The organism is Microbacterium sp. NPDC090281, from assembly GCF_044769635.1.
Classification (GTDB): Bacteria; Actinomycetota; Actinomycetes; order Actinomycetales; family Microbacteriaceae; genus Microbacterium.
Genome location: NZ_JBIVYH010000001.1, coordinates 2,695,146 through 2,714,484, shown reverse-complemented (window position 1 = coordinate 2,714,484; position 19,339 = coordinate 2,695,146). Strand labels below are relative to the sequence as shown.

The following is a 19,339-nucleotide window of genomic DNA, read 5'->3' as shown; positions in this document are numbered from 1 at the left end:
TGTGTGACGGAGTCTTATCGCTTGCGGGATCCGGTGTCACGGATTTTCCCTGGCAACTTCGGGAGACTATCACCGGTATGGCCGAATCGGGGATTAGCCTCCCCTGACCGTACAATCGAGTGGACATGTCCCCACGCGCTCTCACCCCTCTTCAGCCTGCCTCGACGCCGGCTGCGCAGATTCGTAACTTCTGCATCATCGCCCACATCGACCACGGCAAGTCGACGCTCGCCGACCGCATGCTCCAGATCACGGGAGTGGTCTCTGACCGCGACATGCGCGCGCAGTACCTCGACCGCATGGACATCGAGCGCGAGCGTGGCATCACCATCAAGAGCCAGGCCGTTCGGATGCCATGGGAACTCGATGGGCAGACCGTCGCGCTGAACATGATCGACACGCCCGGTCACGTCGACTTCACTTATGAGGTATCGCGCTCGCTCGCAGCCTGCGAGGGAGCCATCCTGCTCGTCGACGCGGCCCAGGGCATCGAGGCGCAGACGCTCGCGAACCTCTACCTGGCGCTGGAGAACGACCTCCACATCATCCCGGTGCTGAACAAGATCGATCTTCCGGCCGCCGACCCGGAGAAGTACGCGAAGGAGCTGGCCTCCCTCATCGGCGGCAAGCCGGAGGACGTGCTGCGTGTCTCGGGCAAGACCGGAGTCGGTGTGGAGGATCTGCTCGACCGGCTGGTGAAGGAGATCCCGGCGCCCGTGGGCGATGCCGACGCTCCCGCCCGCGCGATGATCTTCGATTCCGTGTACGACTCCTACCGAGGCGTCGTCACCTACGTCCGCATGGTGGACGGCAGCCTGTCTCCGCGTGAGCGCATTCAGATGATGTCGACCGGTGCGAACCACGAGGCGCTGGAGGTCGGCGTCTCGAGCCCCGAGCCGGTCCCGTCCAAGGGACTGGGGGTCGGCGAGGTGGGGTACCTCATCACCGGTGTCAAGGACGTGCGTCTCTCGAAGGTCGGCGACACCATCACGACCGCTCGCAAGCCGTCGACTCAGCCCCTCCCGGGCTACACCGACCCCAAGCCGATGGTCTTCTCCGGTCTCTACCCGATCGACGGCAGCGACTACGCGGAGCTCCGTGAGGCGCTCGACAAGCTCAAGCTCTCCGACGCCTCGCTCGCCTATGAGCCCGAGACCTCGGTGGCGCTCGGATTCGGTTTCCGCTGTGGATTCCTCGGTCTGTTGCACCTCGAGATCATCACCGAGCGTCTCGAGCGCGAGTTCGGTCTCGACCTCATCACCACCGCACCCAGCGTGATCTACGAGGTGCTCACGAGCGACACCGGCGAGACCGTCACGGTGACCAACCCGAGCGAGTACCCCGACGGGCGCATCGGCTCGGTGTCGGAGCCGATGGTGAAGGCGGCGATCCTGCTGCCCAAGGACTACGTCGGCACCGTGATGGAGTTGTGCCAGTCGCGTCGTGGAACGTTGCTCGGCATGGAGTACTTCTCCGAAGAGCGGGTGGAGCTGCGGTACAACATCCCGCTCGGTGAGATCGTCTTCGACTTCTTCGATCAGCTGAAGTCGAAGACGCAGGGTTATGCCTCGCTCGACTACGAGCCCTCGGGGCAGCAGGAGGCCGACCTCGTGAAGGTCGACATCCTCCTGCAGGGCGAGAAGGTCGATGCGTTCAGCTCCATCGTGCATCGCGACAAGGCTTACGCCTACGGCACGATGATGGCCGAGCGCCTTCGCAAGCTCATTCCCCGCCAGCAGTTCGAGGTTCCGATCCAGGCGGCGATCGGTGCACGCATCATCGCCCGCGAGACGATCCGGGCTATTCGCAAGGACGTGCTCGCCAAGTGCTATGGCGGTGACATCACGCGTAAGCGCAAGCTCCTCGAGAAGCAGAAGGAGGGCAAGAAGCGCATGAAGATGGTCGGCCGCGTCGAGGTCCCGCAGGAGGCGTTCATCGCCGCGCTCTCCGGTGACGTCGAGGGCAAGGACAAGAAGTAGCGGGACCGGATCGCGCCCGGGGATGTGACGCCCTGCGGCGCGTGGGGGTGTTCGCTCAGGCAACGCGAAGTAGGGTGGATCTCATGCGGCGCGGGACTTTCCGAGACGACACGGTGGACTATGCGGCCGTGGGTGCGACCCACGCCCCCGATCTGATGCAGTACCCGCCGGAGCGCAGTACCCCGGCGGAGGAATCCTGGCGGATCGGCAGCGGCGTCGAGCGGTTCCAGACCGCCGGCGAGGCGCTTCTCTCCTGGACGGCGCAACGTGCCGCTGGCCTCTCGGTCGAAGACGTGCGCCCTGCTCCCGGACCGGCCTATGCGGGTGTGAGCTTCGACGCGGAGGGCAATCCGATCGCGCCGAGCAAGCGCGATGTCGAGCCACGCTACGACGCGGAGGGCATGCCGTTCGTCGGCGCGGGGATGACCCTTCACCTCCGGGGCCGCGTCGGCGGGATGCGTGCCGACTCCGAGCTCCGTGTGATCTCGGTCACCGAGGAGACCCGTCGCATCGGCTTCGTGCTCGGGACCGTCGGCGGTTCGGTCGTCAGCGGCGAGGAATCCTTCGACGTGGACTGGCGTGAAGACAACGACGAGGTCTGGTTCACGGTTCGCGCCTTCGACGCACCCAACGGTCTGCTGTACCGCACCGTTCCGGCTCTCGTGAAGCGTCGCCGTCGCGAGCTTTTCGCACGATACCTCCGGGCGATCTCGCCGTTGTACGCGACCCCCCTCTGATGGCAGGACCGCTTCCCCTCGGAGATCCGGCGCCGACGGACGGGCATCTGCCCTCCGACCTTCCGATCGACACGAGCGTGCCGTTCTCCGCCTACCTGCACATTCCTTTCTGCACGGTGCGCTGCGGCTACTGCGACTTCAACACCTACACGTCGACCGAGCTGCGCGGTGCGAAGCAGGAAGACTATGCGTCGACGTTGATCTCCGAGATCGCACTCGCTCATCGAGTGCTGCACGACGCAGGCGCGCTGCGGCCGATGGACACCGTCTTCTTCGGGGGTGGAACGCCGACACTCCTTCCCGCCGGCGATCTCGCACGCATGCTCGAGGCCGCGACTTCGTCTTTCGGCCTGGCTGAGGGAGCAGAGGTGACGGTCGAGGCCAACCCCGACACCGTGACCCCTGCGGTCGCGCGGACGCTGGCCGACGCCGGAGTCACGAGGATGTCGGTCGGCATGCAGTCGGCCGTTCCGCACGTGCTCGCCGCGCTCGATCGTACGCACCGTCCGGAGAACGTGCTCACCGCCGTCGCTGCGGCGAAAGACGCGGGACTCGCCGTGAGTGTCGACCTGATCTACGGGGCACCGGGGGAGTCGCTCGCCGACTGGGAGGCATCGCTCGACGCGGCGCTCGCGCTCGAACCGGATCACATCTCCGCCTACGCCCTCATCATCGAGGACGGCACGAAGCTTGCCAGACAGATCCGCCGCGGCGAGGTCCCGACCCCGGACGATGACCTGCAGGCCGACATGTACGAGCTCGCCGACGCGCGCCTCGCTGAGGGCGGGTTCGACTGGTACGAGGTCAGCAACTGGGCGCGCACGCCTGATCAGCGATCACGGCACAACCTCGCCTACTGGCGAGGGAGCGACTGGTGGGGTTTCGGCCCGGGGGCGCACAGTCATGTCGCGGGGCTGCGGTGGTGGAATGTGAAGCACCCCGCCGCGTATGCGCAGCGGCTCGCGGCATTCGAGTCACCGGCAGCCGGTACGGAGCGTCCTGACGACGAGTCGAGGACGCTCGAGCGCATTCTGCTGCTCAGTCGGATCCGCGAAGGGATCGCCGTCGACGACGTGCCGAGCGCCAACCGGAACAGGGTCGCCGGCCTCATGGCTGATGGCCTCGTCGACCCGGTCGCCGCTCTCCACGGCCGTATTCAGTTGACCCTGCGTGGTCGCCTTCTCGCCGACGCGGTGGTGCGGGAACTGACGGACTGACGGCTGCCGCCCGGATCAACCGGGTAGGAGGTCCAGTCCTGCTGTGCGGCGCTGCGCGACGGTGGCGCTTTCCGTGTCGAACACACGCGTCGTGCGGCCGGGCCCGAAGGCGGGCCATCCGGGATCGCCATCGGTGATGAAACCGATCCAGGCCTTGTTCATCTCGACTGCGAGCTGCTGCGGGGCATCGGGCCCCGCCATGCGCTCGGCCTCCTCGTCACGGAGCCCGTCGAACACGAATCCGAGCTCGAGCGCGTGAGCCGCCCGCAGATCTCGCACCGGACTCTGCCACGCGAACTCGTAGACGTGGGTCGTGTGCGGACGTGCGGCCGCCACGCGGGTCAGCGGCGCACGCAGCATCATGTCCGTGACGAGCTGCCCGAACACCTCGCCGGTGCTCGCTCCCGGGAACGCGGATCTGTACTCGGTGACCGCGCGACGAGGGATCCGGGAGAGGAGGCGCGCCGCCTGCAGCTTCAGCTCGCTGATGCCGGCGAGCGCCTCGGGCGGGAACCAGAGCCGATACTCGTCGGTGTTGCTGCCGATCAGCAGCGGGGTGTCGATCTCGCCAAGCACCTCGTGCGGAGAGCGCGGGAGGCTGTCCTCGTCGATCGCGAACTGGAAGCCGGGGGCGCCGCCGAGGGGCGACGAGCCCGCAGACTGCGCCCTGCGTGCCTCGAGCAGTTGCTCGGGAGTCAGGGCGACGAATGAATCGCGGTCGGCTCTCACGCCGAGCCGCTTCGCGAGCTGCGCTGTCACGCGCCCTGCCTTCTTCGCGGTCTGTGCCTGGAGCGGGCCTGACTCGATGATGGCTCGGGCGACCAGCGGACGAGAGTCGTCTCGGGCGAGGAGGCCGGCGACGATCGCGCCGCCGGCGGACTCGCCCATCACCGTTATCCGTGCCGGATCGCCGCCGAAGGCCTCGACCTCCTGATGCACCCACGCCAGCGCGGCGGCGGCATCGCGCAGGCCGAGATTGCGGGGCGCGCCTTCGAGCACCGAGAACCCCTCCGATCCCAGGCGATAGTTGATGGAGACGAAGACGATGCCCGCTTTCGCGAACACCGTGCCGTCGTAGAGCGGCAGTGCCGCCGTACCGCGTTCGAGCGCACCGCCATGGATCCACAGCAGGACAGGCGCACCGGATCCCTCTGCCGGGGCCCAGACGTTCGCCGTGAGGATGTCGTCGCCGTCGATGTGCACCGAGCCCAGGAGCTCGCCGATCGCACCCGAGTACGGAACCTGGGGCGGCGTGGGACCGAACTGCGTCGACTCTCGCACGCCCTCCCAGGCCACGACCGGTTGCGGAGCGCGGAACCGGTTCTCCCCGAACGGGGCCTGGGCATACGCAATGCCGAGGTAGCGGACGATCCCGGCCTCCTCGGTGCCGCGGACGATGCCGCTGGACAGGGTGGCCTGGGAGGAGGTGGTCATGAGCGTCATCCTAGGGTCGTGCGCCCGCGGTACGGAAAATCCCGAGCTGCACGGGGTAGGATTGGCACTCTGAACGTCCGAGTGCCAGCGGAAGGGAAGGGCGATGGTCACAGAGCGAGGACTCCAGGTTCTCCGAGCGATCGTGCAGGACTACGTCGAAACCCACGAGCCCGTCGGCAGCCGCTCGATCGTGGATCGGCATTCGTTCGGCGTCTCCGCCGCGACGATCCGCAACGACATGGCTCTGCTCGAAGACGAAGAGCTCATCACCGCACCGCACACCTCGTCCGGCCGTGTGCCCACCGACAAGGGCTACCGCGTGTTCGTGAACCACCTCGCCCAGCTGCGGCCGCTTTCAACCGCCCAGCGCACGGCGATCGAGTCGTTTCTCGGCGAGCCCGCCGACCTCGATGACCTGATGGTGCGCACGGTGAGAGTGCTCACGCAGCTGACCGGTCAGGTCGCTCTCGCCCAGTACCCGTCGTTCGCCCGCGCCCATGTCTCGCACGTCGAGCTCGTGGCGCTGGCTCCGAATCGACTCCTGATCGTTCTGGTGACCGATGCGGGCGGAGTGTCGCAGCGCATGGCCGTCGTCTCCGAGGCGATCGACGATGCAGCACTTGCGGTGTTGCGCGGGCGGCTGTCCGCGTTGATCACCGGGCAGGCCATCAGCGACGCCTCCGACCGACTCCAGACGCTGCTCGCTGCAGAGGAGACGCCTCAGGACCTCGTCCTGCGCACGGTCGCGGTCGTCGTCATGGACGAGCTCGGCAGCTTCCGGCAGGAGCGGCTGGTGATGGCGGGAGCCGCGACCCTCGCGCGTCGGGAGCAAGACTTCCGCGGCAGCATCCATCCGCTTCTGGAGGCGATCGAAGAGCAGGTCACACTCCTGCGGCTGATGAGCGAGATGGTGACGGATGAGCACGGGCTCGCTGCCAGCATCGGCACCGAGAACGCCCCGTTCGGTCTCGGTGAGGCATCGATCGTCGCCAGCAACTACGCCGCGCCCAGCGGCACGGCGCGAGTCGGCGTGATGGGCCCGACACGGATGGACTACCCGAGCAACCTCGCAGCAGCACGGGCCGTGGCCCGTTACCTGTCGCGGATGCTCGACGAAGACGAGGCCGGCCGCTGAGGCGGCCGCCGACAAGACACACGCAGAAGGGCGATTGTGGCGGACCATTATGAGGTTCTCGGGGTGTCCCGAGACGCTTCCACCGACGAGATCAAGAAGGCGTATCGACGCCTCGCGCGACAGCTGCACCCGGATGTGAACCCGGGAGAAGACGCTTCCGAGCGCTTCAAGCTGGTCACCCACGCGTACGACGTGCTCAGCGACGACGAATCGCGTCGCCGCTACGACATGGGCGGCGGAGACGGCGCCGCCGGCAACTTCGGCGGGTTCGGTGGCTTCGGCGACATCTTCGAGACCTTCTTCGGAGCCTCGCAGGGCGGCGGGCGCGGCGCGCGTCCGCGTTCGCGTCGAGAGCGCGGGCAAGATGCCCTCGTTCGCGTGACGCTCGACCTCGGTGATGTCGTGTTCGGCGCACACCGTGACATCGACGTCGACACCGCCGTGTTGTGCGAGACGTGTCAGGGCTCGTGCTGCCAGGAGGGCACGTCGCCCGTCACCTGCGACATCTGCGGCGGCTCCGGCCACGTGCAGCGTCAGGTGCGGAGCCTGCTCGGCAACGTCGTCACCTCGCAGCCCTGCGGTACCTGCGAAGGCTATGGCACGACGATCCCTTACCCCTGCGGTACCTGCGGCGGTCAGGGGCGCGTACGTTCGCGCCGCACGGTATCGCTCGACATCCCGGCCGGCGTCGAGACGGGGCTTCGTCTGCAGCTGCCCGGTTCGGGCGAGGTCGGAAAGGCCGGCGGGCCGAACGGCGACCTGTACGTCGAGGTCACGGTGAATCCGCACGCCGCGTTCAGCCGAGATGGCGACGACCTGCTCGCCACCCTCGAGGTGTCGATGACCGACGCGATCCTCGGCACCGAGACCAAGATCCAGGGACTGGATGGCGAAGTCGACCTGGAGATCCGCCCCGGCGTGCAGTCTGGTGACGTGCTCACGATCAAGGGCCGCGGAATCACACCTCTGCGAGGAACGCAGCGCGGCGACCTGCGCGTCGGCGTGCAGGTGCTGACGCCCACCAAGCTCGACTCTGCGCAGCGCGCGCTGATCGAGGACTTCGCGAAGAAGGCGAAGTCGCCGGCGCCCGAGCTCGCGCAGTTCCAACAGGGACTCTTCTCGAAGCTTCGCGACCGCTTCCGCAGCCACTGATCATGGCACTGCACTTCCTGGTCGAGTCGTCGACGGGCGCCGGTGTCGGCGACGTCGTGTCGTTGACCGGTGCTGAGGCGAAGCACGCGGCCGTCGTGCGGAGGCTCCGCGTCGGCGAAGCGGTCACGGTCGGAGACGGCGCCGGGGTGTGGCTCACGGGGGTCGCCGAAGAGGTGTCGCCGACTCGAGTCGAGGTCCGTATCGCGGAGCGCACCGATCACCCCACTCCAGCGCCGCGGATCGTCCTGGTCCAGGCGCTCGCGAAGGGTGATCGCGATGAACTCGCCGTGCAGGCCGCGTGCGAACTCGGCGTCGATGAGATCGTGCCGTGGCAGGCAAGCCGCAGCGTGTCGCGCTGGGAAGGCCCGAAAGCAGTGAAGGGTCGAGAGCGATGGGCGAGCATCGTGCGCGAAGCGGCCAAACAGGCGCACCGTGCCTGGGTTCCTACGGTCTCGGCGCCCGTTTCGACGGCGGAGCTTGCCGCGCGGACCGCCTCCCAGCGCGTACTGCTACTTGATCCGAGCGCGCCGACCCGTCTTTCGGAGCTCGAGCCCGACGGTCGTGACATCGTGCTGGTGGTCGGTCCCGAAGGCGGCATCTCGGATCACGAACTCGCGATGCTCTCCGACGCCGGAGCCGAGCGCGTGCTGCTCGGCTCCACGGTGCTGCGCACATCGACGGCAGGGCCTGCAGCGATCGCCGTCCTCTCTGTGGCGCTCGGACGCTGGTGATGCGAAGAGGGTGCGCGTCCGACGGACGCGCACCCTCTTCGTCGTGAAGACGATCCGGAGATCAGGGCACGAGCGGCTTGAGCTCTGTCCATTCGGCGAGCGTGCGGGCGCGTGCGGCGATCACACCGACCAGTCCCAGTCGCACCCGTCGGATCTGCGGGTCGTCGTCGAGAACGCGCGCGTCGTTGAAGAAACGATCGATGTGCGGAGCGAGCTCGCGAAGTGCACTCAGGAAGCCCTCGATGTCGTCCTCTTCGCCCAGAGCATCGTCGAAGCGGCGGACTTCCGCAGCGAACGCGGCGTCTCCGGCGTCTCCACCCTCGATGATCTCTCCGACCACGTCAGCAGGTGCGATGTTGATGACTCGCAGCAGCGCCTCGAACTCCGCAGTGAAGTTCTCCGAGGCGAGCCAGGATTCCAGAGCGCTGATCGTGCGATCGGCCGCGCTCGGACTGCCGACGGCCGGGAGCGCGGCCCGGACTATCGCGATGTCGTGGCCCTCGGAGACGAGCTGCTGAGAGTAGCGCTTCTCGAGCACATCCACCACCGTAGCGCGGACCTCGTCGGACACCTCCAGTCCCTGGGCGGACAGGCCGGACGCCGCGTGAGCGATGCCGGTGTCGATCGTGATGCTGATGCCCGGGCGGCTGCGGAGAACGCCGATGATGCCGCCGGCGATCCGACGGATGCCGAACGGGTCTGAGCTGCCGGTCGAGCTGATCCCCACGGTCGTGAGACCGGTAAGGAGATCGAAGCGGTCGGCCAGCGAGAGCACGGCGCCGGGCAGGGTCTCGGGCAGCGGGGCTCCGGAGAAGCGCGGGCGCTCCATCTCTTCGAGGGCGATGCTCGTCGCCTCATCGAAGCCGGCCCGCCTCGCGTATTCCTCGGCCATGGTCCCTGCAAGACCCGAGAACTCGATGACGAGCTGAGAGGCGAGGTCGAACTTCGCGACGGCACCGGCCTTCTGCACGATCACCTTCGATGCCGCATCGAGCTCAGCGATCTCAGCGAACTCCGCGGCGAGGGCGTCGATCCGTCGCGAACGGTCGAGGAATGAGCCGAGGCGATCCTCGACGAGCAGTTTTTCGAGCATCAGCCGGAACTCCGACGGCGTCTTCTCGAGGTCGGCGCGCCAGAAGAACTTCGCGTCTTCGAAGCGCGCACGCAAGACGTTCTCGTTGCCGCCGCGGACGACGTCCTCGTCGAATGGGCCATTGGCGACGATGATGAAGGAGTTGCTCAGAGCTCCATCGACCCAGATCGGAAGGTAGCGCTGGTGCTTCTTCATGACGGTCGTGAGCACCGAGGACGGGACTTCGAGGTACTCGGGGCTGAACGAACCGAGAATCGGGCCAGGAGCCTCGACGAGATCCGTGATCTCGTCGATGAGTTCCGCGTCGGTCTCCGCGTCGATCGCGCCGCCGACGGACGCCGCAAGCCTCTCGGCGGCGGCGACGATGACCGCACGTCGCTCTGCGCGGTCGAGGATGATCTGCTCGTCGCGGAGGATCTGGTCGAAGTCCTCGAGCGAGCGCACCTCGCGCACAGGAGGCTCGCTCGTTCGCAGAACGCGGGTGCTGCGCGAAGAGGCGACAGCGGAAACGGCGAGCGGGATCTCGACAGTTCCCCAGAGGGCGAGGAGCCAGCGGATCGGACGGACGTAGGTGAGCTCTGGGTCCGACCAGCGGATGTTCTTGTGAGCGCGGAGGCCTACGACGACCTGCTCGAACACGGTGGAGAGGACTTCTGTCACCGGACGCCCTGGGAGTGTGCGGGTGACGGCGACATGGCGGACACCGTTGACATCGACCTCGACGATCTCACCAGGGTCTGCGGCGTTCTTGCGGAGGAACCCGTTCAAGGCGTTCGTGGGAGCGCCGGCGTCGTCGAAAGCCGCCGCCCAGCGCGGACCGCGAGCGACATGCTCGAGTTCTGCTTCGACGGCCGGGACGCCGGAGAGGCGCACGACCACGCGTCGCGGCGTGCTGTCGACACGAAGATCATCGAACGCGAGGCGAGTCGTCGCGAATGCTCCCTGGAGAAGCTCGCGCACGCTTTCGGCGATCGCCGGGACTTCGGAGGCGGGCAGTTCTTCGAGGCCGATCTCGAACAGGACATCGGCGGGGGAGGCGTCAGGTGCGACCGCGGCGGCATCGGCTCGCACCGCCTTCTCCGAGACGGTCGACTCTCCGAGGGGGTGATCCAGTTCGTCGCGGATCTCGACCCAGAGCTGTGCGCAATCACGGACCAGATTGCGCATGAGCTTGAACGCCTTCGTGCGCTCCGTCGTGCTCACTGCACCACGGGCATCGAGGATGTTGAACGCGTGGCTGCACTTCAGGGCGAAGCTGTAGGCGGGCACGGGAAGGCGGTTCTCGACGAGCCGGCGTGACTCCAGCGCATAGGCGTCGAAGAGTGCCCGCGTCGTCTCGATATCGGCGTCGTCGAGGTAGTAGCGGCTCATCTCGTACTCGGACTGACCGAAGATCTCGCCATACGAGACGCCGTCGGAGTACTCGATCTCCTTGAAGTGATCGACACCCTGGAGAGCCATGAGAATCCGCTCGAGCCCGTAGGTGATCTCCACCGGGATCGGGCTGAGGTTGATGCTGCCGAGCTGCTGGAAGTAGGTGAACTGTGTGATCTCCATACCGTCGAGCCAGACTTCCCAGCCCAGGCCCCACGCACCGAGCGCGGGCGAGGCCCAGTTGTCCTCGACGAAGCGGACATCATGCGCCTGCAGATCGACACCGATGGCCTCGAGGCTCTTGAGATAGAGCTCCTGTGGGTTTCCCGGCTCCGGCTTCAGGATCACCTGGAACTGGTGGTGCGTCTGCAGACGGTTGGGGTTGAGGCCATACCGCGAGTCGTCGGGTCGCACACTGGGCTCGACATATGCGACCGCCCACGGTTCCGGACCGAGCACCCGAAGCGCGGTCGAGGGGTTCGCCGTACCGGCTCCGACCTCCGCGTTCAAGGGTTGCATCACCATGCAACCGACGCCTGCCCAGTACTCCTGGAGCTTCAAGATCGCATCCTGCATGGAGAGCGCGTGCTTCGTCACCTGTACCTCGGTTTCTCGAACACCCCCGATTTCGGGCGACGCGATCGACGGCGCGTCAGTGACTCCGAGCGGTGGGTGTGCACCCATCCTAGCCGCCGGTGCGGAAGGCTCAGGGCTGCGCGGACGCGGCGATCAGTAGACTTGTGGGTATGACGGAACCCTCGATCTTCACCCGCATTCTGAACGGGGAGATCCCTGCCGAGATCCTCGGTGAGACGGACCGCCTCTTCGCGCTGCGCGATATCGCACCGCAGGCGCCCGTGCATCTCCTCGTCGTACCCAAGGTCGCCGACTACCGTGACGTCGCTGAGCTCGCAGCCGGCGACCCGAGCCTGCTCGCCGAGATCGTCGCCTTCGCGAAGAAGCTCGCAGCGGACCACACCGACGACGGCGACTTCCGCCTCGTCTTCAACACCGGCGCGAATGCCGGGCAGACCGTGTTCCACGTCCACGCCCATGTCCTGGCCGGCGGACTGACCGAGAAGAGTGTCGGTGCCTGAGAATCACGAACCGCAGGAGCGGAGCCTGGGCGGTCAGCCGCCTGAGGCCGTCGAGAAGATCTATGTCGACGGCATCGCCATGGTCCAGCTTCTCGGACCGCAGGACCGACTCCTGCGCATGCTCGAGAAGGAGCACCGCGATGTGCAGGTGCTCGTGCGCGGCAACGAGATCACCCTCAGCGGTGGCACAGACGCCGTGGCGAAGGCGAAGTCGTTGGTCGACGAGCTGCTCGCCATGACCAAGGCCGGGAATGATCTGGCTCCGAGCGACGTCACGACCTCCGCGCGCATGCTGCGGGCAGAGGGCGGACCGCGTCCCAGCGAGGTTCTCGGCGAGGCGATCCTCACCACTCGTGGCAAGTCGATCCGCCCGAAGACACTCGGGCAGAAGGAGTACGTCGACGCGATCGAGGAGAACACGATCGTGTTCGGGATCGGTCCCGCCGGAACCGGCAAGACCTACCTCGCCATGGCGAAGGCCGTGCAGGCACTGCAGCGCAAAGAGGTCTCGCGCATCATCCTGACCCGTCCCGCCGTCGAGGCGGGGGAGCGGCTGGGATTCCTCCCCGGCACGCTCACGGACAAGATCGATCCGTACCTGCGGCCCCTGTACGACGCGCTCAACGAGATGATGGACCCCGAGATCGTCCCGCGTCTGATGGCGACGGGAACGATCGAGGTCGCACCTCTCGCCTACATGCGCGGACGCACCTTGAACGACTCGTTCGTCGTCCTCGACGAGGCTCAGAACACCACGCCGGAGCAGATGAAGATGTTCCTCACGCGACTCGGTTTCGGAACGCGGATGGTCGTCACCGGCGACATCACGCAGGTCGATCTTCCTCAGGGAGCTTCCGGCCTCCGCCTGGTCACCCGCGTGCTCGACGGCATCGACGACATCCACTTCTCCCGGCTCACCAGCGATGACGTCGTGCGGCACTCGCTGGTCGGCCGCATCGTCGACGCGTACAGCGAGTACGACGAGAAGCGCACTGCGCAGCGGTTCGAGCGCGAACAGGCAGCCGAGTTCGCCAACCGCGCCGACCGCAGGGGCTCACAACGACCAGGACCGCGTGACCGCACGCCGAAACGAGGACTCTCATGATCGAGATCAACAACGAGTCAGCCATCGACGTCGACGAGACCGTGCTGCAGCGGCTGACCGACTACAACCTCGCGCAGCTGCACGTCAGCCCGGACGCCGAGGTGGCGATCGTCCTCGTCGACGAGGGCGCCATGGAGGCTCTTCACGTGCAGTGGATGGACGAGCCCGGTCCCACTGACGTCCTCAGCTTCCCGATGGACGAGCTGCGCCCTGGGACCGAGGACCGGCCGACCGCTCCCGGCCTGCTCGGCGACATCGTGCTGTGCCCGCAGGTGGCCGAGACGCAGGCCCAGGCCGCCCACCACACTCTGATGGACGAGCTCATCCTGCTCACCACGCACGGGCTGCTCCACCTCCTGGGATTCGATCACGCCGAGCCCGACGAGGAGCGTGAGATGTTCGGACTGCAGAAGGAGCTCATCCAAGGCTTCGCCGCGGCTGAACGCCGTCGATGACAGCGACGCTCCTCCTCATCGCCGCCGTGCTGCTGGTGGCGTTCGGCGGTCTCATGTCGGCGATAGACGCCGCTTACGGCGTCACCTCGCGCGCCGGCCTCGCCGACATGGCAACCCAAGGGCGCAGAGCGAAGGCGCTGGGTCGGATCGCTGTCGACCTCGACGCGCACGTGAACGCGGTCGCCTTCATCCGTGTGCTGGCTGAGGTCACCGCTGCGGTTCTCGTCACGGTCGCCTTCACGATCCTCATCGACAACAACTGGTGGGCGATGCTCGCCGCCGCGGTTCTCATGACCGCGATCACGTTCGTGCTGGTGGGGGCGAGTCCGCGATCGTTCGGACGTCAGCACGCCGAGGCGATGATCCGCGGCACCGCGTCCATCGTGCGCGGGCTTCGCATCTTCCTCGGTCCGCTCGCCCAGGGACTCGTGCTGCTCGGCAACCGGGTCACCCCTGGTACCGGTCGCAGCTCCTTCACCAGCGAGGACCAGCTGCTCAGCATGGTCGACGAGGCTGCCTCGAACGACCTCATCGAGGAGGATGACCGTGACCTCATCCACTCGGTGTTCGACTTCACGGACCAGTTCGTCCGGGCCGTCATGGTGCCCCGCACCGAGATGGTGACGGTGGATGCCACTGCGACCACCGACGAGGCGATGTCCCTGTTCCTGAATCGTGGCGTGTCCCGGATGCCGGTCGTCGACGACGATGCCGACGACGTGGTCGGTGTGCTGTACCTCAAGGACCTCGTGCAGTTCGCCTACCGTGACGACAGCGCCTGGCGCGCGGCATCCGTCCGTCCGATCGCCCGACCGGCGACCTTCGTCCCGGAGTCGATGCGCGCGGAGACGCTCTTGCAGCAGATGAAGCGCGATGCCGTGCACGTGTGCCTCGTGATCGACGAGCACGGCGGGATCTCCGGGCTCGTGACCCTGGAGGACCTGATCGAGGAACTCGTCGGGGAGATCTCCGACGAGTACGATCAGGTATCGGCGGAATTCGTCGATCTAGGTCACGGACGATACCGCGTGAGCGCCCGGCTCTCGCTCGAAGACGTGGGCGACCTTTTCGGTCTCGAGCTCGAGGACGAGGATGTCGACTCGATCGGCGGCTTGCTCGGCAAGGCGCTGGGACAGGTACCGCAACCCGGTGCGACAGCGACGCTGGATGGTCTGGTCCTCACGGGCGGGGCATCCCGTGGTCGTGGGCGAGGGATCGCGACGGTGTTCGTGGAACGTGCGGCGGGGGAACCCGACGCTTCGCAGGATGAAGGAGATCGAGACGATGACTGACGACACTCGAAGCGGGTTCGTGACATTCGTCGGCCGCCCCAACGTCGGGAAGTCGACCCTGACGAACGCACTCGTCGGCGAGAAGATCGCCATCACCAGCGAGAAGCCGCAGACCACCCGGCGGGCGATCCGCGGCATCGTGAACCGTCCTGAGGGTCAGCTCGTGATCGTCGACACCCCCGGAATCCACAAGCCGCGCACCCTGCTCGGCGAGCGGCTGAACGATCTCGTCGAGCAGGTGCTGGGCGACGTCGACGTCATCGGCTTCTGCGTACCGGCGAACGAGAAGGTCGGACCCGGTGACCGGCGGATCGCCGCGTCGCTCGACGGCTACGCCCGCGCGAAGAAGATCGCGATCGTGACGAAGATGGATGCCGCCGGACGAGATGAGGTCACTGCACGGCTGCTCGAGGTCGATGCGCTGCGTGAGGACTGGGCCGCGGTCATTCCGCTCTCCGCTCTGACCCACGAGCAGCTCGACGTGCTCTCCGACGAGATCCTGACGCTGATGCCGAAGGGACCGGCGCTGTATCCGGAGGGGATCACGACAGATGAGTCCCAGGAAGACCGCATCGCGGAGATGATCCGTGAGGCCGCCCTTGAGGGCGTGCGCGACGAACTCCCGCACTCGATCGCCGTCGTCATCGACGACATCGCGCCGCGCGAGGGCACCGACCTGACCGACGTGCACGCCTCGATCGTGGTGGAGCGCGACAGCCAGAAGGCGATCATCATCGGGCACAAGGGCAAGCGGCTCAGCGAGGTGGGAGCACGAGCTCGCGCTGGTATCGAGGAGCTGCTGGGGACACGAGTGTTCCTGGGCCTGCACGTCAAGGTCGCGAAGGAATGGCAGCGCGATCCGAAGCAGCTCGGCCGGCTCGGCTTCTGAGATGAGATCGGGTACCACGTCGATGGCGGCGGGAAGACCGCCGACCCCGGCGACATGAGCGTTCGCAGCGAAGACCCGAATCCGCTGCGAAACGAGGTCTTCACCCGAGTGTTCGACGAGCACTGGGCGGCAGTTCGGCACCACATCGAGGGTGTCGTCGGCGACGAGGACGAGGTCACCGAGATCGTCTCCGAGGTGTTCCTGTACGCCTGGTCGCGGCTCCGGCCCGCACGACCGCCCGGCAGGGTCTGGCTGCTGCGTGCCGCGGACCGGCGTCTACGGTCTCGCTCCGGTCGCGCATCCACGCCGCACAGTGCGCTGGATGCCGTTCACTGGGGGGTGTCGGGTGAGGAGGAGCGGCCAGGTCATATCGGCCGCATCGAGGTCGTTCGGGCTTTGGCTGTCCTCACCCCGCCTCAACGGCGTATCATCATGCTCACGTACTGGGATGGACTCGCGGTGGGGGAGATCGCGGAGTTGTTGCGCGCTTCTGAGTCACGGGTACGGAAGACGCTGAGCCGCGCGCAGGACCGCCTGCGCGAGGAGCTGGGCCTGGAGGGGCTGATAACGGGTGATGACTGAGAACGCCGTGCTCGAGCGGATGCTGAGCGACGCCGACCCTGCACCGACGCCGCGTGATGCGGCGCCCGACGCCCGGGCTCTGATGACCCGAGACCGCATCCTGCGCACGGCCGGCGCGCCGAAGCGACGTCGCGCGCGGACGCTGGGCTGGACCGGCGGGCTCACGGCCGTCGCCGCATCCACTGCTCTCGCCATCGCCGTCTTCTCTCCGCAGGGTGCCGCCGTTGCAGGGACGCCATCGCCGCTCGACTTCAGCGGCTCGAGCACGGTTGCCCAGATCGTGGACAACGCCGGTGTGGCTCTCGCCGACTCACCCGGTCCCACAGCGCCTGCCCGCACCGTCAGGTCGGCCTCCTGGGGATTCGCCGTCGAAGTCGACGCGAAGACCACGACCGTCGTGCCGCAGCTCTCGACATTGACCTGGGAGCCGGACGGTTCCGGGCGGATGACGATCATCGCCGGCGTTCCGTATGATCCCTCCGACGCGGTCGCCAGCAATGCTGCCGAGGTCACGAGCAGCGGAAAGGTCGTCACCGATCTCGTGATGGCGCCTGGCGACTTCGAGAGCCCGTGGACGACCGTGCCCGGCGAGACGCGCGACGACATGGTCGAGATGCTCCGTGCGTTCGGGATGCCCGACGACCCGACGGCGTTCGACGTGGAGATGGCGGTCACAGCGGCCCTCGACCAGTGGACGCTGACGGATGCGCAGCACGAGGAGATGCTCCTCCTCCTCGAGGAGGCCGGTGGCGGCGACGCCCTGGGCACCACGACCGACAGGCTGGGCCGCGCGGTGACCGGGATCCGCGTGCAGTCGCCGGACGGTGCCGTGAGTGACCTGATCCTGGTGTCTCGTGACACCGGGCGGATCGTCGGTGCCGAGCGCACCGTGCTGATCGCCGATGACGTGTTCCCCGCGGGCGCGATCATCTCTTACCGCATGTGGGACCTCGATGAGGGGACTGTTCGATGAAGCGCAGCACTTTTCTGGCCGCGGCCCTGCTGGGGCTGGTCATCACCCTGGGTGCGTCACCCGCGAATGCCGCCGTCGGTGACCCCGAGGTCGATCCTCTGGTCGCTGCGGTGCTCGAGGAGGTGCCCGGTGGGGTGCTCATCGACGCGACGCACGCCGTGTGGCCCGAGCTGGGGATGGAGCTGAGCGTGCCTTCGGCGTCACGCATCACGGCGCGTTCCGTCGGGAGCTGTGCGACGGGGAAGATCTGCGCCTACAACGCGAGCTCGCTCGGCGGGGGATCACTGACGTTCGCGACGTGCAGTGTGAGTGCGGTCCCGTCGAGCTTCACCGTGAAGTCCGTGGCCAACGCGCGCAGCACCGGGTCCGTGCAAGTGCGCAACGGAACCACGGTGCTCACGACGGTGAATGCCGGCACCTGGGGCAACGTCTCCGGCTCGGTGACCAACCTCCGCTGCCTCCTCTGAGCGGTGTCCTCGTCGATGCCCGTCGGAGGGGTGCCCGTGGTGCAGCACTGGATCGCGACCGCGTGGGGTTCGCCTGACTGCTGGGAGTTCGTCGAGGAGTACCTGCCGGCGCCGGGCGCCGGTGAGGTCACGATCCGGGTGCACGCCGCGGGCGTGAACCCGGCAGACGCGAAGCATGTCGCATCCGAACGACCGGGTCTCGCGCTCCCGGTTCCCATCGGGTACGAGGTCTCCGGTGAGGTCAGCGCGATCGGGCCGGACACGCGGATCGGCTCAGGGGCTGCGGAGGTCGGTGACGAGGTCATCGCGTTCCGGGTGCGCGGAGGGTATGCGACGGAACTCACCGTCCCGGCGGAGAAGGTGTTCGCGAAGCCGACGACGCTGTCGCACCCGGAGGCGGCGAACCTCCTGCTCGTCGGGACGACCGCAGCCGAGATGCTCGCTGTCACGGGAGCGGCGCCCGGCGAGACGATCCTGCTCCACGGCGCCTCGGGTGCGGTGGGGGCGAGCGTGTTGCAGCAGGCGCGGCTCCGCGACGTCCGCGTCATCGGCACCGCGAGCCCTGAGCGCTTCGACGAAGTGCGGCGCTTCGGCGGCATCCCCGTGGCATACGGGCCCGGTCTCGCCGACCGCGTCGCCGTGCTGGCAGACGGGTCGATCGCCGCTGCGCTCGACGCCGTCGGCACCGATGAAGCGGTGGACACGTCGCTCGACCTGGTCGCGAACCGTGGGCGCATAGTGACGATCGCCGCCTTCGGACGCGCGGGAGCGGAGGGTATCCTCGCGATCGCCGGATCGATGCCGGACAGCATCCGATTCCGTGACGAGGTGCGCGGTGAGCTCATCGCGCTGGCGCAGAACGGCGATCTCGTGGTGCCGGTGGCCGAGACGTTCCCGCTGGAGCGAGCTCGAGCCGCCCACCGGCTCCTGGCCACCGGTCATCCGGGAGGCAAGCTCGCGTTGATCCCGTAGTTCAGTCGATCTCGCGCAGTGCAGAGGTCACGAACACCACATCTTCGCCGAACTCCGCATCCGCGGCATCCTGCATCGTGCCGTCGTCCCACACGACGCTCAGCCAGACATAGCCGCGATCCGTGCCCGCCGTGAGGGCTTCGGTGCCGAGCCGGGCGGAGATGTCGTCCTGGATCCGGGTGAGTTCCTCGGCGGGCGTCTTGCCCTCGACGCCGCCGGTGGGGTCCTCCGGAGCGATCGGGTCGTAGAGCGCGAGCATGATGGGCGGATCGGTGTTGGTCAGCCGGTCCCCGTCGTACGTCGCATACACGGCATACGTGCCCCAGGTGGTCTCGCCGCTGGTCTCGCTGCCTTCGACGCCATCCCACGACCAGTCATCGAGGGGCACTCCACTGCACTGTGGAGGGAACGACTCCATGATCGCTCCCATGCACAGCTGCACGTCGCCGGCGACGTCCAGCACGGTGCCGGTCCCGATGACGCGCCCCTCCGGCAGGTCGGGCTGGGCATTCTCGAGGCGTTGATCGGAGGGGACGGTCGTGCTCGTCGGGGCCGCGGAGCTTCCCGGACCCGACGCGCATGCGCTCAGGAGCAGGAGGCCGACGGTGGATGCCGCGGCGATGGACAGGCGACGCTGCGATGTGCTCATACCGGG

At 67.4% G+C, this 19,339-nt stretch carries 18 protein-coding genes; 15 read left to right on the top strand and 3 right to left on the bottom strand.

The window, feature by feature from the left end:
* Nucleotides 1-125 precede the first annotated feature (125 nt).
* The 3 genes from lepA to hemW all read left to right on the top strand — a co-directional run bounded on the left by lepA (nt 126) and on the right by hemW (nt 3,933).
* Nucleotides 126-1,979: a translation elongation factor 4 gene (gene lepA, locus ACIQTX_RS13050; RefSeq protein WP_105525818.1), complete on the top strand. Its 1,854-nt coding sequence runs from the start codon at nt 126-128 to the stop codon at nt 1,977-1,979.
* An 83-nt stretch (nt 1,980-2,062) separates the two neighbouring features.
* On the top strand, nt 2,063-2,716 hold the full coding sequence (locus ACIQTX_RS13045; protein ID WP_028501645.1) for a DUF1990 family protein: 654 nt from the start codon (nt 2,063-2,065) through the stop codon (nt 2,714-2,716).
* Entirely contained in the window at nt 2,716-3,933 is a 1,218-nt protein-coding gene (hemW, locus tag ACIQTX_RS13040; RefSeq protein ID WP_402972599.1) for a radical SAM family heme chaperone HemW, read from the top strand. The genes ACIQTX_RS13045 and hemW overlap by 1 nt, the downstream gene beginning before the upstream one ends.
* Nucleotides 3,934-3,948: 15 nt before the next feature.
* On the opposite strand, the gene ACIQTX_RS13035 is transcribed toward hemW, so the two are convergent.
* Nucleotides 3,949-5,367 (bottom strand): carboxylesterase/lipase family protein, encoded by a 1,419-nt coding sequence (locus tag ACIQTX_RS13035; RefSeq protein ID WP_402972597.1) that lies wholly within the window; start codon nt 5,365-5,367, stop codon nt 3,949-3,951.
* A gap of 103 nt (nt 5,368-5,470) precedes the next feature.
* On the opposite strand from ACIQTX_RS13035, the gene hrcA reads away from it, so the two are divergent.
* The 3 genes from hrcA to ACIQTX_RS13020 are packed head-to-tail and all read left to right on the top strand — an operon-like array spanning nt 5,471 to nt 8,385.
* A complete protein-coding gene (gene hrcA, locus ACIQTX_RS13030; protein WP_402972595.1) occupies nt 5,471-6,502 on the top strand; it encodes a heat-inducible transcriptional repressor HrcA in 1,032 nt (343 codons plus the stop codon).
* 36 nt (nt 6,503-6,538) lie between these two features.
* Complete coding sequence (dnaJ, locus tag ACIQTX_RS13025; protein WP_028501649.1) at nt 6,539-7,654, top strand: molecular chaperone DnaJ; 1,116 nt, start codon at nt 6,539-6,541, stop codon at nt 7,652-7,654.
* A 2-nt stretch (nt 7,655-7,656) separates the two neighbouring features.
* Nucleotides 7,657-8,385 (top strand): 16S rRNA (uracil(1498)-N(3))-methyltransferase, encoded by a 729-nt coding sequence (locus ACIQTX_RS13020; protein WP_402972592.1) that lies wholly within the window; start codon nt 7,657-7,659, stop codon nt 8,383-8,385.
* Nucleotides 8,386-8,446: 61 nt separating this feature from the next.
* Here ACIQTX_RS13020 and ACIQTX_RS13015 read toward each other — a convergent pair whose 3' ends face one another.
* Entirely contained in the window at nt 8,447-11,449 is a 3,003-nt protein-coding gene (locus ACIQTX_RS13015) for a glycine--tRNA ligase (protein ID WP_402972590.1), read from the bottom strand.
* Between the two features lie 149 nt (nt 11,450-11,598).
* Between ACIQTX_RS13015 and ACIQTX_RS13010 the strand changes: the two genes are divergently transcribed.
* From ACIQTX_RS13010 to ACIQTX_RS12970, 9 genes are all read left to right on the top strand, one after another.
* Nucleotides 11,599-11,949: an HIT domain-containing protein gene (locus ACIQTX_RS13010; protein WP_402972588.1), complete on the top strand. Its 351-nt coding sequence runs from the start codon at nt 11,599-11,601 to the stop codon at nt 11,947-11,949.
* 79 nt (nt 11,950-12,028) lie between these two features.
* On the top strand, nt 12,029-13,054 hold the full coding sequence (locus tag ACIQTX_RS13005; RefSeq protein WP_402973065.1) for a PhoH family protein: 1,026 nt from the start codon (nt 12,029-12,031) through the stop codon (nt 13,052-13,054).
* Entirely contained in the window at nt 13,051-13,509 is a 459-nt protein-coding gene (gene ybeY / locus ACIQTX_RS13000) for an rRNA maturation RNase YbeY (RefSeq protein ID WP_028501654.1), read from the top strand. The genes ACIQTX_RS13005 and ybeY overlap by 4 nt, the downstream gene beginning before the upstream one ends.
* Nucleotides 13,506-14,801, top strand: a complete 1,296-nt coding sequence (locus ACIQTX_RS12995) for a hemolysin family protein (protein WP_402972586.1) — start codon at nt 13,506-13,508, stop codon at nt 14,799-14,801. Before ybeY ends, ACIQTX_RS12995 begins: the two co-directional genes overlap by 4 nt.
* Entirely contained in the window at nt 14,794-15,690 is an 897-nt protein-coding gene (gene era, locus ACIQTX_RS12990) for a GTPase Era (RefSeq protein ID WP_028501656.1), read from the top strand. Before ACIQTX_RS12995 ends, era begins: the two co-directional genes overlap by 8 nt.
* Before the next feature lie 54 nt (nt 15,691-15,744).
* On the top strand, nt 15,745-16,272 hold the full coding sequence (locus ACIQTX_RS12985; RefSeq protein WP_402972583.1) for an RNA polymerase sigma factor: 528 nt from the start codon (nt 15,745-15,747) through the stop codon (nt 16,270-16,272).
* Nucleotides 16,265-17,245: a hypothetical protein gene (locus ACIQTX_RS12980; protein ID WP_402972581.1), complete on the top strand. Its 981-nt coding sequence runs from the start codon at nt 16,265-16,267 to the stop codon at nt 17,243-17,245. The genes ACIQTX_RS12985 and ACIQTX_RS12980 overlap by 8 nt, the downstream gene beginning before the upstream one ends.
* Nucleotides 17,242-17,712: a hypothetical protein gene (locus ACIQTX_RS12975; protein ID WP_028501659.1), complete on the top strand. Its 471-nt coding sequence runs from the start codon at nt 17,242-17,244 to the stop codon at nt 17,710-17,712. Before ACIQTX_RS12980 ends, ACIQTX_RS12975 begins: the two co-directional genes overlap by 4 nt.
* A gap of 36 nt (nt 17,713-17,748) precedes the next feature.
* Entirely contained in the window at nt 17,749-18,684 is a 936-nt protein-coding gene (locus ACIQTX_RS12970; RefSeq protein WP_402972579.1) for an NADP-dependent oxidoreductase, read from the top strand.
* 1 nt (nt 18,685) lies between these two features.
* Here the strand turns inward: ACIQTX_RS12970 and ACIQTX_RS12965 are convergent, their stop codons facing one another.
* Nucleotides 18,686-19,333 carry a hypothetical protein gene (locus ACIQTX_RS12965; protein ID WP_402972577.1) on the bottom strand — a complete coding sequence of 216 codons (648 nt, stop codon included), beginning with the start codon at nt 19,331-19,333 and terminating at the stop codon, nt 18,686-18,688.
* Nucleotides 19,334-19,339: the final 6 nt, after the last annotated feature.

Excerpts from the sequence above, each read along its gene's own strand:
- lepA (WP_105525818.1), top strand. The coding sequence starts at position 126 with ATGTCCCCACGCGCTCTCACCCCTCTTCAGCCTGCCTCGACGCCGGCT.
- ACIQTX_RS13045 (WP_028501645.1), top strand. The coding sequence starts at position 2,063 with ATGCGGCGCGGGACTTTCCGAGACGACACGGTGGACTATGCGGCCGTG.
- hemW (WP_402972599.1), top strand. The coding sequence starts at position 2,716 with ATGGCAGGACCGCTTCCCCTCGGAGATCCGGCGCCGACGGACGGGCAT.
- ACIQTX_RS13035 (WP_402972597.1), bottom strand. The coding sequence starts at position 5,367 with ATGACCACCTCCTCCCAGGCCACCCTGTCCAGCGGCATCGTCCGCGGC.
- hrcA (WP_402972595.1), top strand. The coding sequence starts at position 5,471 with ATGGTCACAGAGCGAGGACTCCAGGTTCTCCGAGCGATCGTGCAGGAC.
- ACIQTX_RS13020 (WP_402972592.1), top strand. The coding sequence starts at position 7,657 with ATGGCACTGCACTTCCTGGTCGAGTCGTCGACGGGCGCCGGTGTCGGC.
- ACIQTX_RS13010 (WP_402972588.1), top strand. The coding sequence starts at position 11,599 with ATGACGGAACCCTCGATCTTCACCCGCATTCTGAACGGGGAGATCCCT.
- ACIQTX_RS13005 (WP_402973065.1), top strand. The coding sequence starts at position 12,029 with ATGGTCCAGCTTCTCGGACCGCAGGACCGACTCCTGCGCATGCTCGAG.
- ybeY (WP_028501654.1), top strand. The coding sequence starts at position 13,051 with ATGATCGAGATCAACAACGAGTCAGCCATCGACGTCGACGAGACCGTG.
- ACIQTX_RS12995 (WP_402972586.1), top strand. The coding sequence starts at position 13,506 with ATGACAGCGACGCTCCTCCTCATCGCCGCCGTGCTGCTGGTGGCGTTC.
- era (WP_028501656.1), top strand. The coding sequence starts at position 14,794 with ATGACTGACGACACTCGAAGCGGGTTCGTGACATTCGTCGGCCGCCCC.
- ACIQTX_RS12985 (WP_402972583.1), top strand. The coding sequence starts at position 15,745 with ATGAGCGTTCGCAGCGAAGACCCGAATCCGCTGCGAAACGAGGTCTTC.
- ACIQTX_RS12980 (WP_402972581.1), top strand. The coding sequence starts at position 16,265 with ATGACTGAGAACGCCGTGCTCGAGCGGATGCTGAGCGACGCCGACCCT.
- ACIQTX_RS12975 (WP_028501659.1), top strand. The coding sequence starts at position 17,242 with ATGAAGCGCAGCACTTTTCTGGCCGCGGCCCTGCTGGGGCTGGTCATC.
- ACIQTX_RS12965 (WP_402972577.1), bottom strand. The coding sequence starts at position 19,333 with ATGAGCACATCGCAGCGTCGCCTGTCCATCGCCGCGGCATCCACCGTC.